General features: G+C 61.1%; 13 protein-coding genes and 1 tRNA gene. 9 read left to right on the forward strand and 5 right to left on the reverse strand.

The window, feature by feature from the left end:
- Positions 1–213 precede the first annotated feature (213 nt).
- Both QCE73_RS27135 and dnaG read left to right on the forward strand, forming a co-directional pair.
- Positions 214–660: a GatB/YqeY domain-containing protein gene (locus QCE73_RS27135; RefSeq protein ID WP_035502425.1), complete on the forward strand. Its 447-nt coding sequence runs from the start codon at positions 214–216 to the stop codon at positions 658–660.
- Positions 661–680: 20 nt separating this feature from the next.
- The gene (dnaG, locus tag QCE73_RS27140; protein ID WP_309884381.1) at positions 681–2,561 is read left to right on the forward strand and encodes a DNA primase; all 1,881 of its coding nucleotides are present in this window, start codon (positions 681–683) and stop codon (positions 2,559–2,561) included.
- A gap of 46 nt (positions 2,562–2,607) precedes the next feature.
- On the opposite strand, the gene QCE73_RS27145 is transcribed toward dnaG, so the two are convergent.
- Complete coding sequence (locus tag QCE73_RS27145) at positions 2,608–2,967, reverse strand: hypothetical protein (RefSeq protein ID WP_309884382.1); 360 nt, start codon at positions 2,965–2,967, stop codon at positions 2,608–2,610.
- A 49-nt stretch (positions 2,968–3,016) separates the two neighbouring features.
- Between QCE73_RS27145 and rpoD the strand changes: the two genes are divergently transcribed.
- Together rpoD and QCE73_RS27155 are read left to right on the forward strand one after the other, a co-directional pair.
- Positions 3,017–5,074 (forward strand): RNA polymerase sigma factor RpoD, encoded by a 2,058-nt coding sequence (rpoD, locus tag QCE73_RS27150; protein ID WP_075583860.1) that lies wholly within the window; start codon positions 3,017–3,019, stop codon positions 5,072–5,074.
- Positions 5,075–5,197: 123 nt separating this feature from the next.
- Positions 5,198–5,274 (forward strand) — tRNA-Ile (locus QCE73_RS27155).
- A gap of 95 nt (positions 5,275–5,369) precedes the next feature.
- Here QCE73_RS27155 and QCE73_RS27160 read toward each other — a convergent pair.
- Positions 5,370–6,302 (reverse strand): M23 family metallopeptidase, encoded by a 933-nt coding sequence (locus QCE73_RS27160; RefSeq protein ID WP_309884383.1) that lies wholly within the window; start codon positions 6,300–6,302, stop codon positions 5,370–5,372.
- Positions 6,303–6,530: 228 nt separating this feature from the next.
- Between QCE73_RS27160 and QCE73_RS27165 the strand changes: the two genes are divergently transcribed.
- Positions 6,531–6,809, forward strand: coding sequence for a hypothetical protein (locus QCE73_RS27165; RefSeq protein ID WP_309884384.1), 279 nt, complete (start codon positions 6,531–6,533; stop codon positions 6,807–6,809).
- Positions 6,810–7,110: 301 nt separating this feature from the next.
- Here QCE73_RS27165 and QCE73_RS27170 read toward each other — a convergent pair whose 3' ends face one another.
- The 3 genes from QCE73_RS27170 to QCE73_RS27180 are packed head-to-tail and all read right to left on the reverse strand — an operon-like array spanning position 7,111 to position 10,288.
- Positions 7,111–8,571, reverse strand: a complete 1,461-nt coding sequence (locus QCE73_RS27170; protein WP_309884385.1) for an efflux transporter outer membrane subunit — start codon at positions 8,569–8,571, stop codon at positions 7,111–7,113.
- A 2-nt stretch (positions 8,572–8,573) separates the two neighbouring features.
- Entirely contained in the window at positions 8,574–9,707 is a 1,134-nt protein-coding gene (locus QCE73_RS27175) for an HlyD family secretion protein (RefSeq protein WP_035502432.1), read from the reverse strand.
- A complete protein-coding gene (locus QCE73_RS27180; RefSeq protein ID WP_309884387.1) occupies positions 9,707–10,288 on the reverse strand; it encodes a DUF3302 domain-containing protein in 582 nt (193 codons plus the stop codon). The genes QCE73_RS27175 and QCE73_RS27180 overlap by 1 nt, the downstream gene beginning before the upstream one ends.
- A 369-nt stretch (positions 10,289–10,657) precedes the next feature.
- On the opposite strand from QCE73_RS27180, the gene QCE73_RS27185 reads away from it, so the two are divergent.
- The 4 genes from QCE73_RS27185 (at position 10,658) to QCE73_RS27200 (ending at position 15,655) form a co-directional block, all read left to right on the forward strand.
- A complete protein-coding gene (locus tag QCE73_RS27185) occupies positions 10,658–11,575 on the forward strand; it encodes a LysR family transcriptional regulator (protein ID WP_309884388.1) in 918 nt (305 codons plus the stop codon).
- A gap of 327 nt (positions 11,576–11,902) precedes the next feature.
- Entirely contained in the window at positions 11,903–12,967 is a 1,065-nt protein-coding gene (locus tag QCE73_RS27190) for an LLM class flavin-dependent oxidoreductase (protein WP_309884389.1), read from the forward strand.
- Positions 12,968–13,053: 86 nt separating this feature from the next.
- Positions 13,054–14,064: a flavin reductase gene (locus tag QCE73_RS27195; RefSeq protein WP_309884390.1), complete on the forward strand. Its 1,011-nt coding sequence runs from the start codon at positions 13,054–13,056 to the stop codon at positions 14,062–14,064.
- An 88-nt stretch (positions 14,065–14,152) separates the two neighbouring features.
- On the forward strand, positions 14,153–15,655 hold the full coding sequence (locus QCE73_RS27200; protein ID WP_309884391.1) for an MFS transporter: 1,503 nt from the start codon (positions 14,153–14,155) through the stop codon (positions 15,653–15,655).
- Positions 15,656–15,675: the final 20 nt, after the last annotated feature.

Here is a 15,675-nt window from a genome sequence, read left to right on the forward strand (position 1 = left end):
TTGCTATACTCAGACGGTCATCGGAGGATTCTCTCCGCTCTGGCAGGCGCTATCACGGTTAGCGCGGCAAGGGTCGTCGCACCGCTTTGCCGCGCCTCAAAACGGCCCGCTAAAAGTCCCGCTTGAGGAGATGTTCCCAAGCGGGTTTTTGCTTTCGCGGGACAGCCGGGCGCCGGCCGGAATCCATACTTTCGCAATTGCACCGGGTGAACGATGAGCCTCAAAGACCAGATCAGCGACGACATGAAGACTGCCATGCGCGCAAAGGAAACCGAGCGCCTCGGCACGATTCGACTGCTGCTCGCGGGAATCAAGCAGCGTGAAGTCGACGATCGCGTCACGCTCGACGACGCGGGCATCACCGCCGTCATCGACAAGATGATCAAGCAGCGCAAGGACTCGATCAGCCAGTTCGAAGCCGCGGGCCGCACCGATCTCGCCGACAAGGAAAAAGCGGAGCTGGCGGTGTTGTCGGCGTACATGCCCGAACAGCTTTCCGCCGATGCGATCGCCGCCGAAGTTCAGGCCGCCGTCGCCGCGACCGGCGCCGCCGGCCCGCAGGACATGGGCAAGGTCATGGGCGTGCTGAAGCCGAAGCTCGCAGGCAAGGCCGACATGACCGCTGTCTCCGCGCAGGTGAAAGCCGCACTCGCCAAGTAACTTGCACTGCTTCTGATTCGGTGATTCCGCACGCTTTCCTGCAGGATTTGCTCAACCGCGTCGATATCGTCGACGTGGTGGGCCGCTACGTCCAGTTGAAAAAGGGCGGCGCGAACTTCATGGGCCTCTGCCCGTTCCACAACGAGAAAAGCCCGTCGTTCACGGTCAGTCCGACCAAGCAGTTCTATCACTGCTTCGGCTGCGGCGCGCATGGCACCGCGATCGGCTTTCTGATGGAGCACACCGGCCTCACGTTTCCCGAGGCCGTGAAGGACCTCGCGCAAGGCGCGGGCCTTACGGTTCCGCAGGAGCCATCGAACGGCTTCCGTGGCGGCAGCGGCGGCGAGAGCGCGCCGAGCAAGGCGGTCAGTGTCGCGCTGACGGAAGTCATGCAGACCGCTTGCGATTTCTATCGCAAGCAACTGCGCGGCGCGCCCGACGCCATCGCGTATCTGAAGAAGCGCGGACTGACCGGCGAAATCGCCGCGCGTTTCGGGCTCGGCTATGCGCCGGATGGCTGGCAGAACCTCGAAACGGCGTTTCCCGATTATCGGGATGACAACCTGGTCGAATCGGGCCTCGTGATCGTCAGCGAGAAGACCGATTCGCAGGGACAGGCACGGCGCTACGATCGCTTCCGCGAGCGCGTGATGTTCCCGATCCGCAATGTGAAGGGCAGCGTGATCGGCTTCGGCGGGCGCGTGCTCGACGGCGGCGAGCCCAAGTATCTGAACTCGCCGGAGACGCCGCTGTTCAGCAAGGGCAGCGAGCTTTACGGGCTGTTCGAAGCGCGTCTCGCGATTCGTGAACTGGGCTACGTGCTCGTCGTCGAAGGGTATATGGATGTCGTCGCGCTCGCGCAGCTCGGCTTTGCGAACGCCGTGGCGACGCTCGGCACGGCTTGCACGCCGATCCACGTACAGAAGCTCTTTCGCCAGACCGACACCGTGGTGTTCAGCTTCGACGGCGATTCGGCGGGCCGCCGCGCCGCGCGCCGGGCGCTGGAAGCGGCGCTGCCGCATGCGGCGGACAACCGCACGGTCAAGTTTCTCTTTCTGCCGAAGGAGCACGATCCGGACAGCTACGTGCGCGAATTCGGCACCGACGGATTCGGCGAACAGGTCGATCGCGCGATGCCGCTGTCGCAGTTCCTCCTGAACGAGGTGCTGAACGACAAGGAACTGGAGCAGCCCGAAGGCCGCGCGAAGGCGCTCTTCGACGCCAAGCCGCTGCTTCAGGCGCTGCCCGCGAATGCGTTGCGGGTGCAGATCCTTCATATGCTCGCGGACCGGCTCGACACGCCGTTCACCGAGATCGCGGCGTTGTGCGACATCGATTCGCGTGCGGCAGCCGTCGCGCGCGCGAACGTGCCGAAGAGCGAACGCCGGCGTGTGACCGGGCAGGAACAGCGCGCGCTGCGCAATCTGGTGATGTACCCGGGCATCGCGGCTGCGCTCGATCAGGATAGCGAGCGCACCCTCGTGACGATGACCGAGCACGGCGAACTGTTCAGCGAGGTCGTGTCGCACGCGCGCGAACTCGGCGATGCGGCGGAATTCCAGTTGCTGTCCGAGATCTTGAGAAATGCCGCAAACGCGCCCACGTACGACGATATCTTCCAGGAAATTCTCGCCTATGATGAAAACGTTCGCGATTTGCTGATGCGCGACCCCGCCGACGAGGACGCGGCGCAGCGAGTCGAGGAACAGAAGCGTCTGCTCGCGGAAGAATTGCAGGCGACGGTGGTGAAGTTACGGCACGACAGCTATCGGGCGCGGCTCGATCAACTGGCGAGGCAAAGTAGCTTGTCGGCGGAAGAGGTGGCGGAGTTTTCTGAGCTGTCGGCGAGAGTCGCACAGATCAAGGCTGGGCGGGGCGCGAGCCCGGATGCCGGAAAGTGAGAATGCTATAATAAAAAGTTCAAAATGAATGTTTTTTGTCAACTGTTCAGGCGTTTTTCGTCGTTCTGAAACGTGGTTCGGCGGCGGCACCCGGGCAATGGGCAAAGGGCATTTGGATGGTTTTGGCGGGAATGCCGGCGTGGTTGTCCGGTGCGGGAGAGGAACGGGAAGGAAGCAGGAAGGCGCGGGCTGAATTGGTTCTCGGGAATGCGGCACGGTCATACGTGGTGCACGCCGCATAAATCTTACAAAAGAGGCCGATAAGCACGCCGACGAACAGACGGGCATAAGGGAAGCGGCTGCTATTGAGGGTAGGGCGAGGAGACGATTCACACTCGTTCGAACCGCGATGGCGCCCCGGGCAGGGCACGCAGGACGAAGCAGCGTGCGCGTATTGGGTATTCACGGTTCCATCGGCTGTTGTCCAGCAGCCGCGAGTCGAGACTAAGGCCGGTATGGCGAACTCCATGACGAAAAAGCTGAACGATGTATCCGTCGAAGACGACGCAACGCAAAACGCAGAGTCTGTTGCCGCTCCTGCGGCGAAGGTCGAAAAGGCCAAGGCTCGCGATCGCCGCGCGAAGGAAAAAGCACTGCTGAAGGACGCGTTCTCGTCGAGCGCGCCTGGCACCGTAGAGGAACTCGAGGAGCGGCGCTCGAAGCTGCGCGCGCTCATCAAGCTCGGCAAGGAGCGCGGTTTCCTGACCTACGGCGAGATCAACGATCACCTCCCGGACAACTTCACGGAGACAGAGGCGATCGAAGGCATCATCAGCACGTTCAATGACATGGGCGTGGCGGTGTACGAGCAAGCGCCGGATGCCGAGACCCTGCTTCTGAACGACAACGCGCCGAACGCCTCCTCCGACGATGAAGTCGAGGAAGAAGCCGAAGTCGCGCTTTCCACTGTCGATTCGGAATTCGGACGCACCACCGACCCGGTCCGCATGTACATGCGCGAGATGGGCACGGTCGAGTTGCTGACGCGCGAAGGCGAAATCGAGATTGCGAAGCGGATCGAGGATGGCCTGAAGCACATGGTCATGGCGATCTCCGCGTGCCCGACGACCATCGCCGACATCCTCGCAATGGCCGAGCGTGTGCAGAACGAAGAGATCCGCGTCGATGAACTCGTCGACGGCCTGATCGATCCGAATGCGCAGGACACCGACGGTTTCTCCGAGCAGGAAGCCGAGGCGATCGAATCCGAAGACGAGGAAACCGAGGAAGAGAGCGACGAGGAAGAGGAAGAAGAGGACGACGGCAGTGCGCAAGCGAGCGCCAATGCCGCGCAACTCGAAGCCCTCAAGGCACAGTCGCTCGAGAAGTTCGCGCTCATCAGCGAATGGTTCGACAAGATGCGCCGCGCCTATGAGAAGGAAGGCTACAAGTCGAAGGCCTATCTGAAGGCGCAGGAAGCCATCCAGACGGAGCTGATGAACATCCGTTTCACGGCGCGCACCGTCGAGCGCCTGTGCGATACGTTGCGCGCGCAGGTCGATGAGGTGCGTCAGGTCGAGCGGCAGATTCTGCATACGGTCGTCGACAAGTGCGGCATGCCGCGCGCCGAATTCATCACGCGTTTTCCCGGCAGCGAGACGGATCTCGAATGGTCCGACAAGGTCGTCGCCGAAGGTCACGAGTACAGCGCGGTGCTGGAGCGCAATATTCCGGCTATCCGCGAGCAGCAACAGCGTCTCCTGGATCTTCAGGCGCGGGTCGTATTGCCGCTGAAGGACCTGAAGGAAACCAACCGTCAGATGGCGGCGGGCGAGTTGAAGGCGCGTCAGGCGAAGCGTGAAATGACCGAGGCGAACCTGCGTCTCGTGATTTCCATCGCGAAGAAGTACACGAATCGCGGTTTGCAGTTCCTTGACCTGATTCAGGAAGGCAACATCGGCCTGATGAAGGCGGTGGACAAGTTCGAATATCGTCGTGGCTACAAGTTCTCGACTTACGCGACGTGGTGGATCCGGCAGGCCATCACGCGCTCGATCGCGGACCAGGCGCGCACGATCCGCATTCCGGTTCACATGATCGAAACGATCAACAAGATGAACCGCATCTCGCGGCAGATTCTGCAGGAAACCGGCCTCGAACCGGATCCGGCGACACTTGCCGAGAAGATGGAGATGCCGGAGGACAAGATCCGCAAGATCATGAAGATCGCGAAGGAGCCTATCTCCATGGAGACGCCGATCGGCGACGACGACGATTCGCATCTCGGAGATTTCATCGAGGATACGAACACGGTGGCGCCGTCCGATGCCGCGCTGCATGCATCGATGCGCGATGTCGTTAAGGACGTGCTCGACTCGCTGACGCCGCGTGAGGCGAAGGTGTTGCGGATGCGCTTTGGTATCGAGATGAGCACGGATCACACGCTCGAGGAAGTGGGCAAGCAGTTCGACGTGACGCGCGAACGGATCCGCCAGATCGAGGCGAAGGCGCTGCGCAAGTTGCGGCATCCGAGTCGGTCGGACAAGTTGAAATCGTTCCTGGAAGGCAACTGACGGGACTTGTTTTGAGAGGCGTTGTGAGGCACACTCGCAACCCTTCGTAGTCGCCTCGCGCAATGTTCGGGAGTAACAGAAAGCGCCGCTATCGGCGCTTTCTTTTTGCCTCTTGAGTGCAAAGGGCCGGAAGCTTAACTGGTATAAGCTGTCGACTCATAATCGACCGATAGTGGGTTCGAGTCCCACCCGGCCCACCATTCATTTTTTCGTTCTATCATCCCTTCCAGTTCGTCCGCCGCTTTCGCTCTGACACTTCGCTATCCCAAAGCCAACTCACAACAAAGCTTCGTTTTCACGCATCGCCGTCGGCCGCAAACAGCGCGAGATAGTCGGCGGGGTTGACCGCTCGACCGCCCACGCGGACTTCGAAATGCAGATGCGGACCTGTCGAGCGACCGGTCGAGCCGACCTTGGCGATCAGCTCGCGCGGCTGCACTCGCTGCCCGACCCGCACCCCTATCTTCGAAGCGTGAGCGTAACGCGTGATGAAGCCGTTACCGTGATCGATCTCCACGGTGTTGCCATAGCCGGGCATGCGTCCGGCGTGGATCACGCGACCGCTGGCCGCCGCGAGGATCGAGGTGCCTGTCGGCGCGACCAGGTCCATGCCCGGATGAAAACTCAGGTGGCGTGTAAACGGGTCGAGGCGGTTGCCGAACGATGAGCCGTTCCGCCCGAGCGCGAGCGGACGGCGCCCCGGGAAAGCCGCCCATGCCGCTTCGTGCTGCGCGGCTCCCTGCTCGACGGCGGCGAGCGTCGCTGCCAGGCAGTCAAGATTGTCACGGGTGATTTGCGGATCTGGATGCGCGTCGGTTGCTTCACAAGTCCGGGGCGGCAGTTCGGGACCACCCGCCGCGTTGCTGTAGCGAGTGCGCGCCGATGCCACCGTGTTGGTCGGCATTGCCCGCAGTGACTGCGCGCGCAGGCGTTGGTCAAACGCGCTGAGCGTGTCGAGCTGCGCGGCGAGTCGCTCCACGCGCGCGTCCAGCGAGGCGTTCGCGGCCTGCAAACGCGCGACCTCGCCGCTCGTGTAAGGGAAGGCGGGAGACGCCCTCGCGGACGCGTAATGGATACGCGACGTCTGAACGCCGTAATGCGCCAACGAAAGGCCGGCAGCCAGCGCGAGCACGGCCACCGAGCACGCGGTGCCGACAATGGCGCGCAGCGAACTACGCCGCATCACAACGTACAGATCGCTTTTCGACCGCGACACGACTGAAGCCACCCTTACCTCCCAGCAACCAGTGCGAATTTTGAGATAGTAAGAGCGCGTCGGACATCCCTCTATCGGACAAATCAGATAAATTTGGGATAGGCGTGAGCAGAACTGCGATCGCAAGGCAACGAACCGACCGGCCGTCGCGCTGGTCTAGATCGCAGAACCGTCCCCGCGTCGCGATGCAGAGACTTTCGGTTTGATAGCTGCGAGATACGGAATATCGCTGTCCGGTTCGTGCAAGAACACCCGCTGTTCGAGCGACGCGGCGGTATGAAACGCGGCGGGATTGTCGAGCCGCAATTGTGCGACGACGGCATCGATGGCGGCGATTCGCTGACGGTCGTCTTGCTCTCGCGCGAAGGCTTGCATCAGCGCGCTGCGTTGGCTGGATGTCAGATACACGTTATCTCCTTCTCATTGTTCGAGACGCGAGGCGCAGCGACGGCGATCAAACGATCGGCAGTGGTCGCTGGAATCCGGAAACGCATCGCAGTCGAGCAAAAATTCTGCTGATGGGAGCATTGGCGTCCCATCGGATAACACTGAAACATTCGTCACGATGTTTCTTGCTCAACGCTCGAGTCATGTCGTGGTTTCACACTCAGCGGCGTCATGAGATGCTCGCTGCCGAAACTCATCGATCTGGTTTGGAAGACGCAGACGAGCCGAGCGCAGTCCGCCATATCCACGACGGGGGCGCTCGGTGTGGTGGGTGCGGCGCTGCCGTAGGCCGCGCCCGGTGACATCGCATAGGATGCGAAGCTCGCGTGCGATTCCGCGAGCGAGGGGAATTTCTGCTTGGAGGTGGTGCTGTTTACCGCGCCGCCGTCGCGTCTGTTGAACGTGATTCAGGTGTCGCCGTTCGGCGCGATCGATCCGAAGCCGAAGCCGAAGCGTCTGTCATATCAATCCCGCCGCCGAGCGCCAGATACAGATTCGCGAGTTGCATGCGCTCCTCGCTTTGCACGCGCACCAGTCCGGAACGCGATGACGCGTAAGCGATTTCCTGCTGAGTCACTGCGACGAGATCCCCCGAGCCGATCCTGTAGCGCACCTGCTGCAAATCGAAGAGCTTTGCATTGTCCGAAACCGCGCGCGCGAGAATTGTCTCCCGCTCGCGCAGCGCGCTCTCGGCGGCAAGCGCATTTTCCACTTCACCGAAAGCCTGCAACGCAACCTGTCCATAGCTCGCGAGCGCCTGATCCTGCTCCGCAGTCCGATAGTCCGCCTGAGCCTTCAATGCGCCGCCACGAAAAAGCGGCAACAGGATGCCTGCGCCGACGCTCCAGCTCGGGTTGTCACGATCGGCAAGCAGAAACAGCTCGCTCGACACACTGAGAAGACCCGCGCTCAGGGTGACGCGTGGCAGTCGCGCGGCATCGGCCTGGCGCGCGAGATCGAATGCGGCCGATATCCGCCGTTGTGCAGCCAGTATGTCAGGCCGACGCTCGAGCAAATCGGCAGGAACACCCGTTGGCAGCACCGGCGGCAGCGGACCCAGGTTAGCCGGGACCGCAACTTCTGCCGCCGGATAACGTCCGAGCAGCAACTCCAGCGCGCGCAGCGACTGCTCGCGTGCGAGCTTCAACTGCCGCGCGGTATCGCGATACGACTGCGCAGCCGCTTGCGCGCTCGTCACCTCGATCTGCGAGCCTTTGCCGATGCGCAGACGATGTCCTGCGAGGTCGCGCAATGCATCGGCGTGGCGAACCATGTCATCGGCAATGGCATATTGCATCTGCGCTTCGGTTGCGCCGAACCATGCCTTCACGACCAACGCGGCGATCGACTGGCGAGCGTAATCGGCATCGGCTTGTGCGGACGCATACTGATCTTCGGCTGCGCGCGCGCCGTAGCGTACGCGTCCCCATAGATCGATTTCCCACGAAGCCGATACGAGCCAGCCCTTCAGTCCCGATCCGTCACCGCCGAGCTTGCCGCCCGGCCGCGCGAGAAAGCTTGCGGCCGGATAGAGCTCGCCGCCTGCCACCTTGACGAGCGCCGCCGCCTGCGCAACGCGCGCGGCCGCGATCCGCAGGTTCGCGTTATAGGCGATCGCCTCGTCCACGAGCGAGTTCAAGGCAGGGTCGCCGAAGGTGTCGATCCAGTCGGCGCGCACGAGACCGGACGTGGCGCCCTGCGCGGTCCACGCAGTCGGGACGTGCGCATTGCTCAGGCTATCGCGCCGGATGTCCGCGGCGTCCGGCGGATTCTTCAGCGCGCAGCCGCCTGCACCGAGCAGCAACGCGATCAGGAGAAAGCAGCGCGTACGCACCGTCACACCTTCAGCACGAGGTAGTTGATATACGCGCCGACCCGGATGATCACCTTGCGCAGAATCTGGATCTCCTCGATATGGTCTGTGTAGATTGCCGCATGTCCGCGCGCACCGGCGGCGAGGAAAACGTCGCGCTCTCTGTCGTCGAGTCGCAGCCGCACGGCGAAACGCGCGGCCGGCGTCGGTTCCGTGCCGGTGATCGGAAGCGTGCCGCTCGGTGTGAGTTGACCCTGACCCTGCGCCCACACGACCGATACCACGTGCGCTTTCAGCACCTTCCCCGGTATCGTCTGAAGCGCGATCTCGGCTTCGTCGCCGGGGACAACCATCCGCAATTCATTCTGTTCGAACAGCGCGATCACCTGATAATCGTCCTCGACAAAGCTCAACGCCGGGTTCTGAAGAAGCGGCGTCACGATCGAGCCCGGCCGCAACTGCAGATTGATGGCGACGCCGTTGGCCGGTGCGACGACCGTCGTCTGCGAGAGATCCCATCGCGCGGATTCGAGTTGCGCGCGAATCTGCGCGACTTCGGCCTGATCGTTGTCGACGGTCGCGTTCAGCACCGCGCGCACCTGCGCTTCCTGTGCGCGTGCGGCGGCGAGGTCGGCTTGCAGCGACTTCAGGTTCGTCTCCGCTTGTTCGAGCGCGAAACGATCGCCGGCGCCATGATCGACAAGCTGACGGTTCTCCGATACGCGCCGCTTCGCGAGATCGATTTGCGCGCGCACGGCATCGCTCTTCGCGGTGGCGGCTGACAGGTCTTCGTTGAGCTTCTTCGCCGAGCCTTGTGCGTTCACGAGCTGCGCTTCGAGCGCCTTCACTTGCAGGTTGAAGGGCGTCGGATCGATCTTGAAGAGCACATCGCCCTTTTTGATGCGCGTGTTGCCCGTGATCGGCACCTCTACGACACGGCCACGAACCTGCGGAACGATCTGCACTACGTATCGAATGACGCGCACGTCTTCCGATGCAGGCGCGACCACATTGAGCGTCAGAATCAGGATGGTGAGCGCGATGATCGGCAGGACGATCGTGATCGAGCCGGTAACGATATTCCAGGGCAGCCACCTGAACTTGCCGAAGATGAGCCACGCGATCGTCGCGTATATGGCGAGAAGAAGGATTTCCATCAGGCTTCTCCTGCTTCCTTGGAGTTTTGTACAGGCGGTGGAGCATTCGACTGAAGCGCCTCTAGTGCGTCGCGCGCGCGCCGCAGTTCCGGCGGCAGAATGCGTCGGGCAGCGATGCTGTCGAGTTCGCCGAGGATATAGCCCAGCTCATCGCTGGGTAATGTGCCGAGCCTTGCCCGACGGACGGCTTCGAGGAAGAAGTCATCGTGCTTATCGGTGCCGTAAGCCATGCGATAGCCAAGCGGTTTGAAATACGTCCAGAGCCATGCAATCGGCCAGAGGAGTCCGCCGAACACCAGTGAGAGAAAGCACAGCATCTGGATTGCTTCTTTTTGCGGATGATGACGCCTCTCCGCGATTTTTTCGGGCAGCACGTGAATAAGTAAAAGGATCGTGATACACGCGACCGGCGCAAAGCAAATAACGAAGATGGCTAGCCAGTCAGCAATCTTGTCCACCGTTTCGCTGGACGCATGTGCAAAGCCAAAAGAAGGAATGAATGACAGAAGAACGCCAAGGAGCGTGTGATTGGCCTTCATCGCGTCGAACCCCCTAAAGGATCGCTCGTTGACTACCGTCATTAATCGGTACCTCTGAGCGTTTATTTTCATTCTTTCTGCACGCCACAAACGAATACGCTGGTGGTGAACTGAGACCTGACTCATCGATATCACAGACTGTGTTCGACGCAAAGGTGCTAGACGGGGGAGAGCATAAAAACGCCGAGGCGCGACGAAACGGACAAAGGGAAAGTTGCACTCGACGCATGCCATCAACGCGGTCGATGCATCCATGATCTGAGAGACTACCTTGGTCATTTACTAAGACATTGAAGAAAGCGTCGATGAAGCGGAAACAGAAAAAATCGACGGAAAGCTCGTCTCGGTGTTTATTGCGAGTTGCGAACAGCCCTTGGTGAAAAAGTGAAATGAAGTATTATCGATGGCACTATGCGCCAAGCTAATACCAAGTCGTTGGACCTGAATCTGCTTGCGGTCTTCATGATGCTTTGGGATACCCGAAGCGTGACGCGAGCAAGCGATCGGCTGGCATTGACACAGCCTGCGGTCAGCCATGCGCTGCGTCGCTTGCGCGATGCAACCGGCGACGAATTGTTCGTGAACGCGAAAGGCGGACTCGTGCCGACTTCGCGAAGCGAGGCGCTGATAGGCCCCGTCAGAGAAGCGCTGGAAAAGATCCACGGCGCCCTTCGAGATCAGGAGACATTTGTTCCCTCGCTGGCTCGAAGAGAGTTCAATATCGCGGCAGGCGACCTGGTGGAGTTTTCGTTCATTCCCGAGTTGGTCGAACATATCCGGCAGCAGGCTCCCGGCATCGTCGTGCGGCTGGGACCTGTCCCGGAAGAAGGGCTCGCGTACCAGCGCCTGGAGTCCGGCGATCTCGATGCGGTCATCAGTGGTCAGCCCATCAAGGAGATGGGCGTCCACGACGAAACCCTCGCGCAGATCGACCTGCTCACCCTGGTCTGGAAGCGCGAAAACCTGAGCAAGCCCCGGTTTCCTCTCGCCTTGTATCTGAAGCGACCCCACGTGGTGATCCGTTTGCCAGATCGGCAAGGATCGATCGTCGATCAGACGCTCGCGCAACGCGGTTTGCAGCGGCAAATCGGTGCGGTGGTGCAGAACTTCATGGCAATGCCGATGGTCGCAGCCAGAACGGGATACATCTGCAATGTCCCGAGCCGCATGGCCAGCACATTCGCGGAATTGTTCGAACTGAGTGTGCACGAGCCTCCCATCGCCTTCGACACATCTCCGCTGTTCATGTCGTGGCATAGACGATTCGACGCGGATCCCGCGCACGCGTGGTTCCTGGATCAGATCCGGTTCGTCGTGTCCGTGGCCTGAGGCCGACGACACTCACGCAGGCGTCATGACCCGACGAGTCTTGAAGCGAGCGTGCTCGACTACGACAGCTCGAACAGTTCCCCTTGCGCGCTTCATTCACCACTTGAACTAAGGGATAACGCGAGCTCGACGGGCCTTGCGCCTGCGTTCGAACTCATTCCCGACATCAGTGATTTCCCTTGCTCCCACGCGGGTCATCGTGCGCATTTCCATGCGGACAGTCGGGTATTAATCGTGTGCATGTGACAAATTAGAACACTTCATTTTACTTATGTATGTGTCGCTGATGTTATGTAGGCATTGAGCACGCACAACAAGGAGACACACATGAGTCACGCAGTTCCCCTCTCGATGGGCTGGTTCTGCCCCACGCTCGGCGACACGAGCGCATTCGGCGATCCGTCCAAGGCCTTTCCTCAGTCGATGGAGCACTTCGAGCGCGTCACCCGCGCCGCCGAAAATGCCGGCTTCGACTACATGCTGGTGCCGGTCACGCCGTACTGCTGGGATGCGTGGGTGGCGGCGTCGTTCGTCGTCAGCCGCACATCGAAGATCAAGGCCCTCATCGCCGTCAAGCCCGGCTTCATCCATCCGGTCGCTCAGGCCAAGATGATCTCGTCCTTCGATCAGATGTCGAACGGGCGCATCTACATCAATCTCATTGCCGGTCTCAGCGAAAAAGACGCTATCGCCGAGGGGCAACTGGGTTCGAAAGAGGCGCGTTACGAGCAGCTCGAAGAAGAGGTCGTCATCATCAAGAAGCTGCTGTCGGAGGAGCATGTCGAATACTCCGGCAAGTACTACAAGGTCGACAAGCCGCTGATCATTCCGAAGGCGGTGCAGCACCCGCATCCGCCGATCTTCCTCGGCGGCGGCTCGGAACAGGCAGCCGAGATCTCCGCTCGCCACTCGGCCGTGCATCTTTTCTGGGGCGATTATCCGGAGCGCATCGCCGGGCAAGTCAAGGAGATGCGTGCCCGTGCCGCGAAGTACGGCCGCGAAGACGAACTGCGTTTCGCCATGCGCTTGCAGATCGTTTGCCGCGAGACCGAAGACGAAGCATGGGAAGCGGCGAATCAACTGGTCGAGGGCGCGCAAGGCTGGAAGGACCAGGCCACGAACCTGAGCGCGAACATGAATTCGGTTGCCAACCAGCGCCAGCGTGAACTGGCGCAGACGGTCGGCAGCAAGATGACGCCCCATCTGTGGACCGGCATCACGGAAGTGCGCCCCGGTGCGGGCGTCGCGGTAGTTGGCAATCCGCAGCAGGTGGCCGCGCAACTCCTGGAGTTCGTCGACGCGGGTTGCAGTGGATTCTGCCTGTCGGGCTACCCGCATCACGAAGAAGCCGAGCGCTTCGGACGTTTGGTCATGCCGCTGCTGAAGCGGTAACGAGAGCACATCCAAGCAAGACATTACAGTCCCGGCCCACACGATCAAAACAACTAATCGGCCGGGACATAGAGACGGAGACAGACATGAATACGGCAATCGACGCCAAACAATTTCGCAAGGCCCTCGGCTCATTTACCACGGGCGTCACGATCGTCACCACTAAAGGTGAAGACGGAAAAGACTACGGACTGACGGCGAACAGCTTCAACTCCGTTTCGATGGACCCGCCCATGGTGCTCTGGAGTCTGGGAAAGAAATCTTCCAGCCTGCCGGTCTTTGCGGCCACCGGGCATTTCGCGGTGCATATCCTCGCGGCCGATCAGGAACGCCTGTCGAATCAGTTTGCGAAGAGCGGAACCGACAAGTTCGCGGGCTGCAAGCTCGCGCGCGGCGATGGCGGCGTCCCGTTGCTCGAAGGCTGCTCGGCACGGTTCGAATGCCGCGTGGTTCACCAGTACGAAGGAGGCGACCACGTCATCTTCGTCGGAGAAGTCATGAACTTCGACAGCTTCGAGCAGCCGCCGCTGGTTTTTCACGGAGGAAACTACGGTTTGGTGATGAAGAAGGCGGAGGACGCCGCCGATGCGAATTCGAGCTTCGGTAACGGCTGGCTCGGCTTTTTGCTGGCTCGCGCCTATTATCAGTTATTGATGCCGGTCAGGCAGAACCTGCGCAGCAATGGCCTGCGCGACATCGACTACGACATCCTGACCGTGCTGAGCATGGGCGATAGAAGAACGATCGCGGAGCTCGATCAACTCGTGTCGATTTCCGGCTCGCGAGTGTCGGAAGGCGATATCCACAAGCTAGTGGAGGGCGGTCTCCTCGCGCTGGAAGTGAGCGATCACGGCGAGCGCGTGGTGTGCTTCACCGAGGCTGGCCGCCTTTACGTATTCGAGTTGCTGGCCATCGCCAAGGCGGCGCAGAGCGATGCGGAAAGCGATCTCGACTACCGCGAGGCGCAAGTCATGACGCTGTTGCTGAAGCGCGTCATCCGCTCGACGGCTGCAACGCTTCCCGACCATTGGCAGAAGAATCATTTCTGGCGGGGCAACAATCTTTGGAACGACACCGCATCGCCCAACGCGGCATGACGCGCTGAAGCGCCAGAAAGATATCCAGAGCCATCGAAAGTCGCGTTCAGCTACGCTGCGTGACAATCGCCAGACTTATACCTAATTAATGCCCGATCGATCGCCAATAAAAAAAATCAGGCGATCCGATGAAGGGGAGACAGACATGAGAGCAGAGACAATTGAACCGCGCCAGGACAAGTATGCTGGTCGGCGGGAAGTTTCAAGTACGAGTGCGGGCCGTTCCTGGTATGCGGTCAGCGTCTTGCTGGTTGCCTACATTTTTTCCATCATGGATCGGCAGATCCTCACGCTGCTGGTAGGCCCGATTCAGCAGACACTGCACGTCAACGACACGCTGATAGGAACGCTGCACGGCTTCACCTTCGCGGTCTTTTATGCGCTGATGGGATTGCCGATTGCCCGCATCATCGATCGCGGCGACCGGCGTTTGATCATTGCGATCGGCATCGCCCTGTGGAGTCTCGCGACCGCCGCCGGCGGCCTCGCGACCGAGTACTGGCATCTGCTGCTCGCCCGCGTGGGTGTGGCGGTCGGCGAAGCGGTCCTGATTCCGGGCGCCGTGTCCCTCATCGCCGATCTGTTCCCGGCCGGCCGGCGTGGTCGTCCCATGAGCCTGTTCGGCGCGAGCGGATCGTTCGGCTCCGGCGCCGGGCTGATCGCGGGAGGATTGATTCTGGGCGTGTTCAACGTTTCGCCTCCTGTGCTGCCGTGGCTGGGCGCGCTCCATCCGTGGCAGGCTACGTTCATGGTTCTGGGTCTGCCGGGTCTGATCGTCGCATTGATGATGCTGGCTGTGCCGGAACCCAGAAATGCGCGCCGCGCTGCCGGAATCCACTCTTCCGACGACACGAACGCGCAACCGAAAGGCGTGGAAGTGGCTCTGGTCAGGCGCTACATCGCCGAGAACCGCAGGACGATGATCGCGCTCATGATCGGCGCAGGGTTTTTCAATGCCTGCGTGTACGGCTGGGCCGCCTGGGCGCCGACGTACTTCGTGCGTGAATTCGGCTGGAAGTACCCGCAGATCGGCGCGGTGCTGGGCGTGCTGCTGGCTGTGATCGGTCCGCTCAGCGCGATGTTCGGTGGCTGGCTCGGCGGCTTCTGGACGCGTCGCGGCGTGCCTCACGGCTACCTTCGCGTTGCCGTGGCGGGCGGTGTCGGCATTGCTGTGTCGACTGTCGGGATGATAAGCATGCCAAACGCAAATCTGGCGCTCGTCTTCATGACTTTGACGACGTGCTTCACGTTTCTCATGTTTGCCGCCGGGCCGCTGGCGGTTCAGGAAATTGCCCCGAGCCCCATGCGCGGCCAGTTCGCGGCGTTCTATACGGGCATCGTGAACCTGATGGGCGCGGGTTGCGGTCCGGTCGCGATAGGCATTCTGACCGACCACGTGTTCCGCGATCCGAGCGCGGTCGGGCGTTCGATCGGAATCCTCTGCTTCTCATGCGGCATGATCGCCGCACTCATCTTCCGATTCGGCTTCGCGTCGTATCGCAACACGCTGAAGAACGCGGCCGACTGGCATCCCGTGCCCGTTGCCGCAATCGGGCAAGCGGCGTCGAAGGCCAGCGCGCCGGTCCGCTGACGCTACGCGGTCGGTAGCGA

Source organism: Caballeronia sp. LZ029, assembly GCF_031451275.1.
Taxonomy (GTDB): domain Bacteria; phylum Pseudomonadota; class Gammaproteobacteria; order Burkholderiales; family Burkholderiaceae; genus Caballeronia; species Caballeronia jiangsuensis.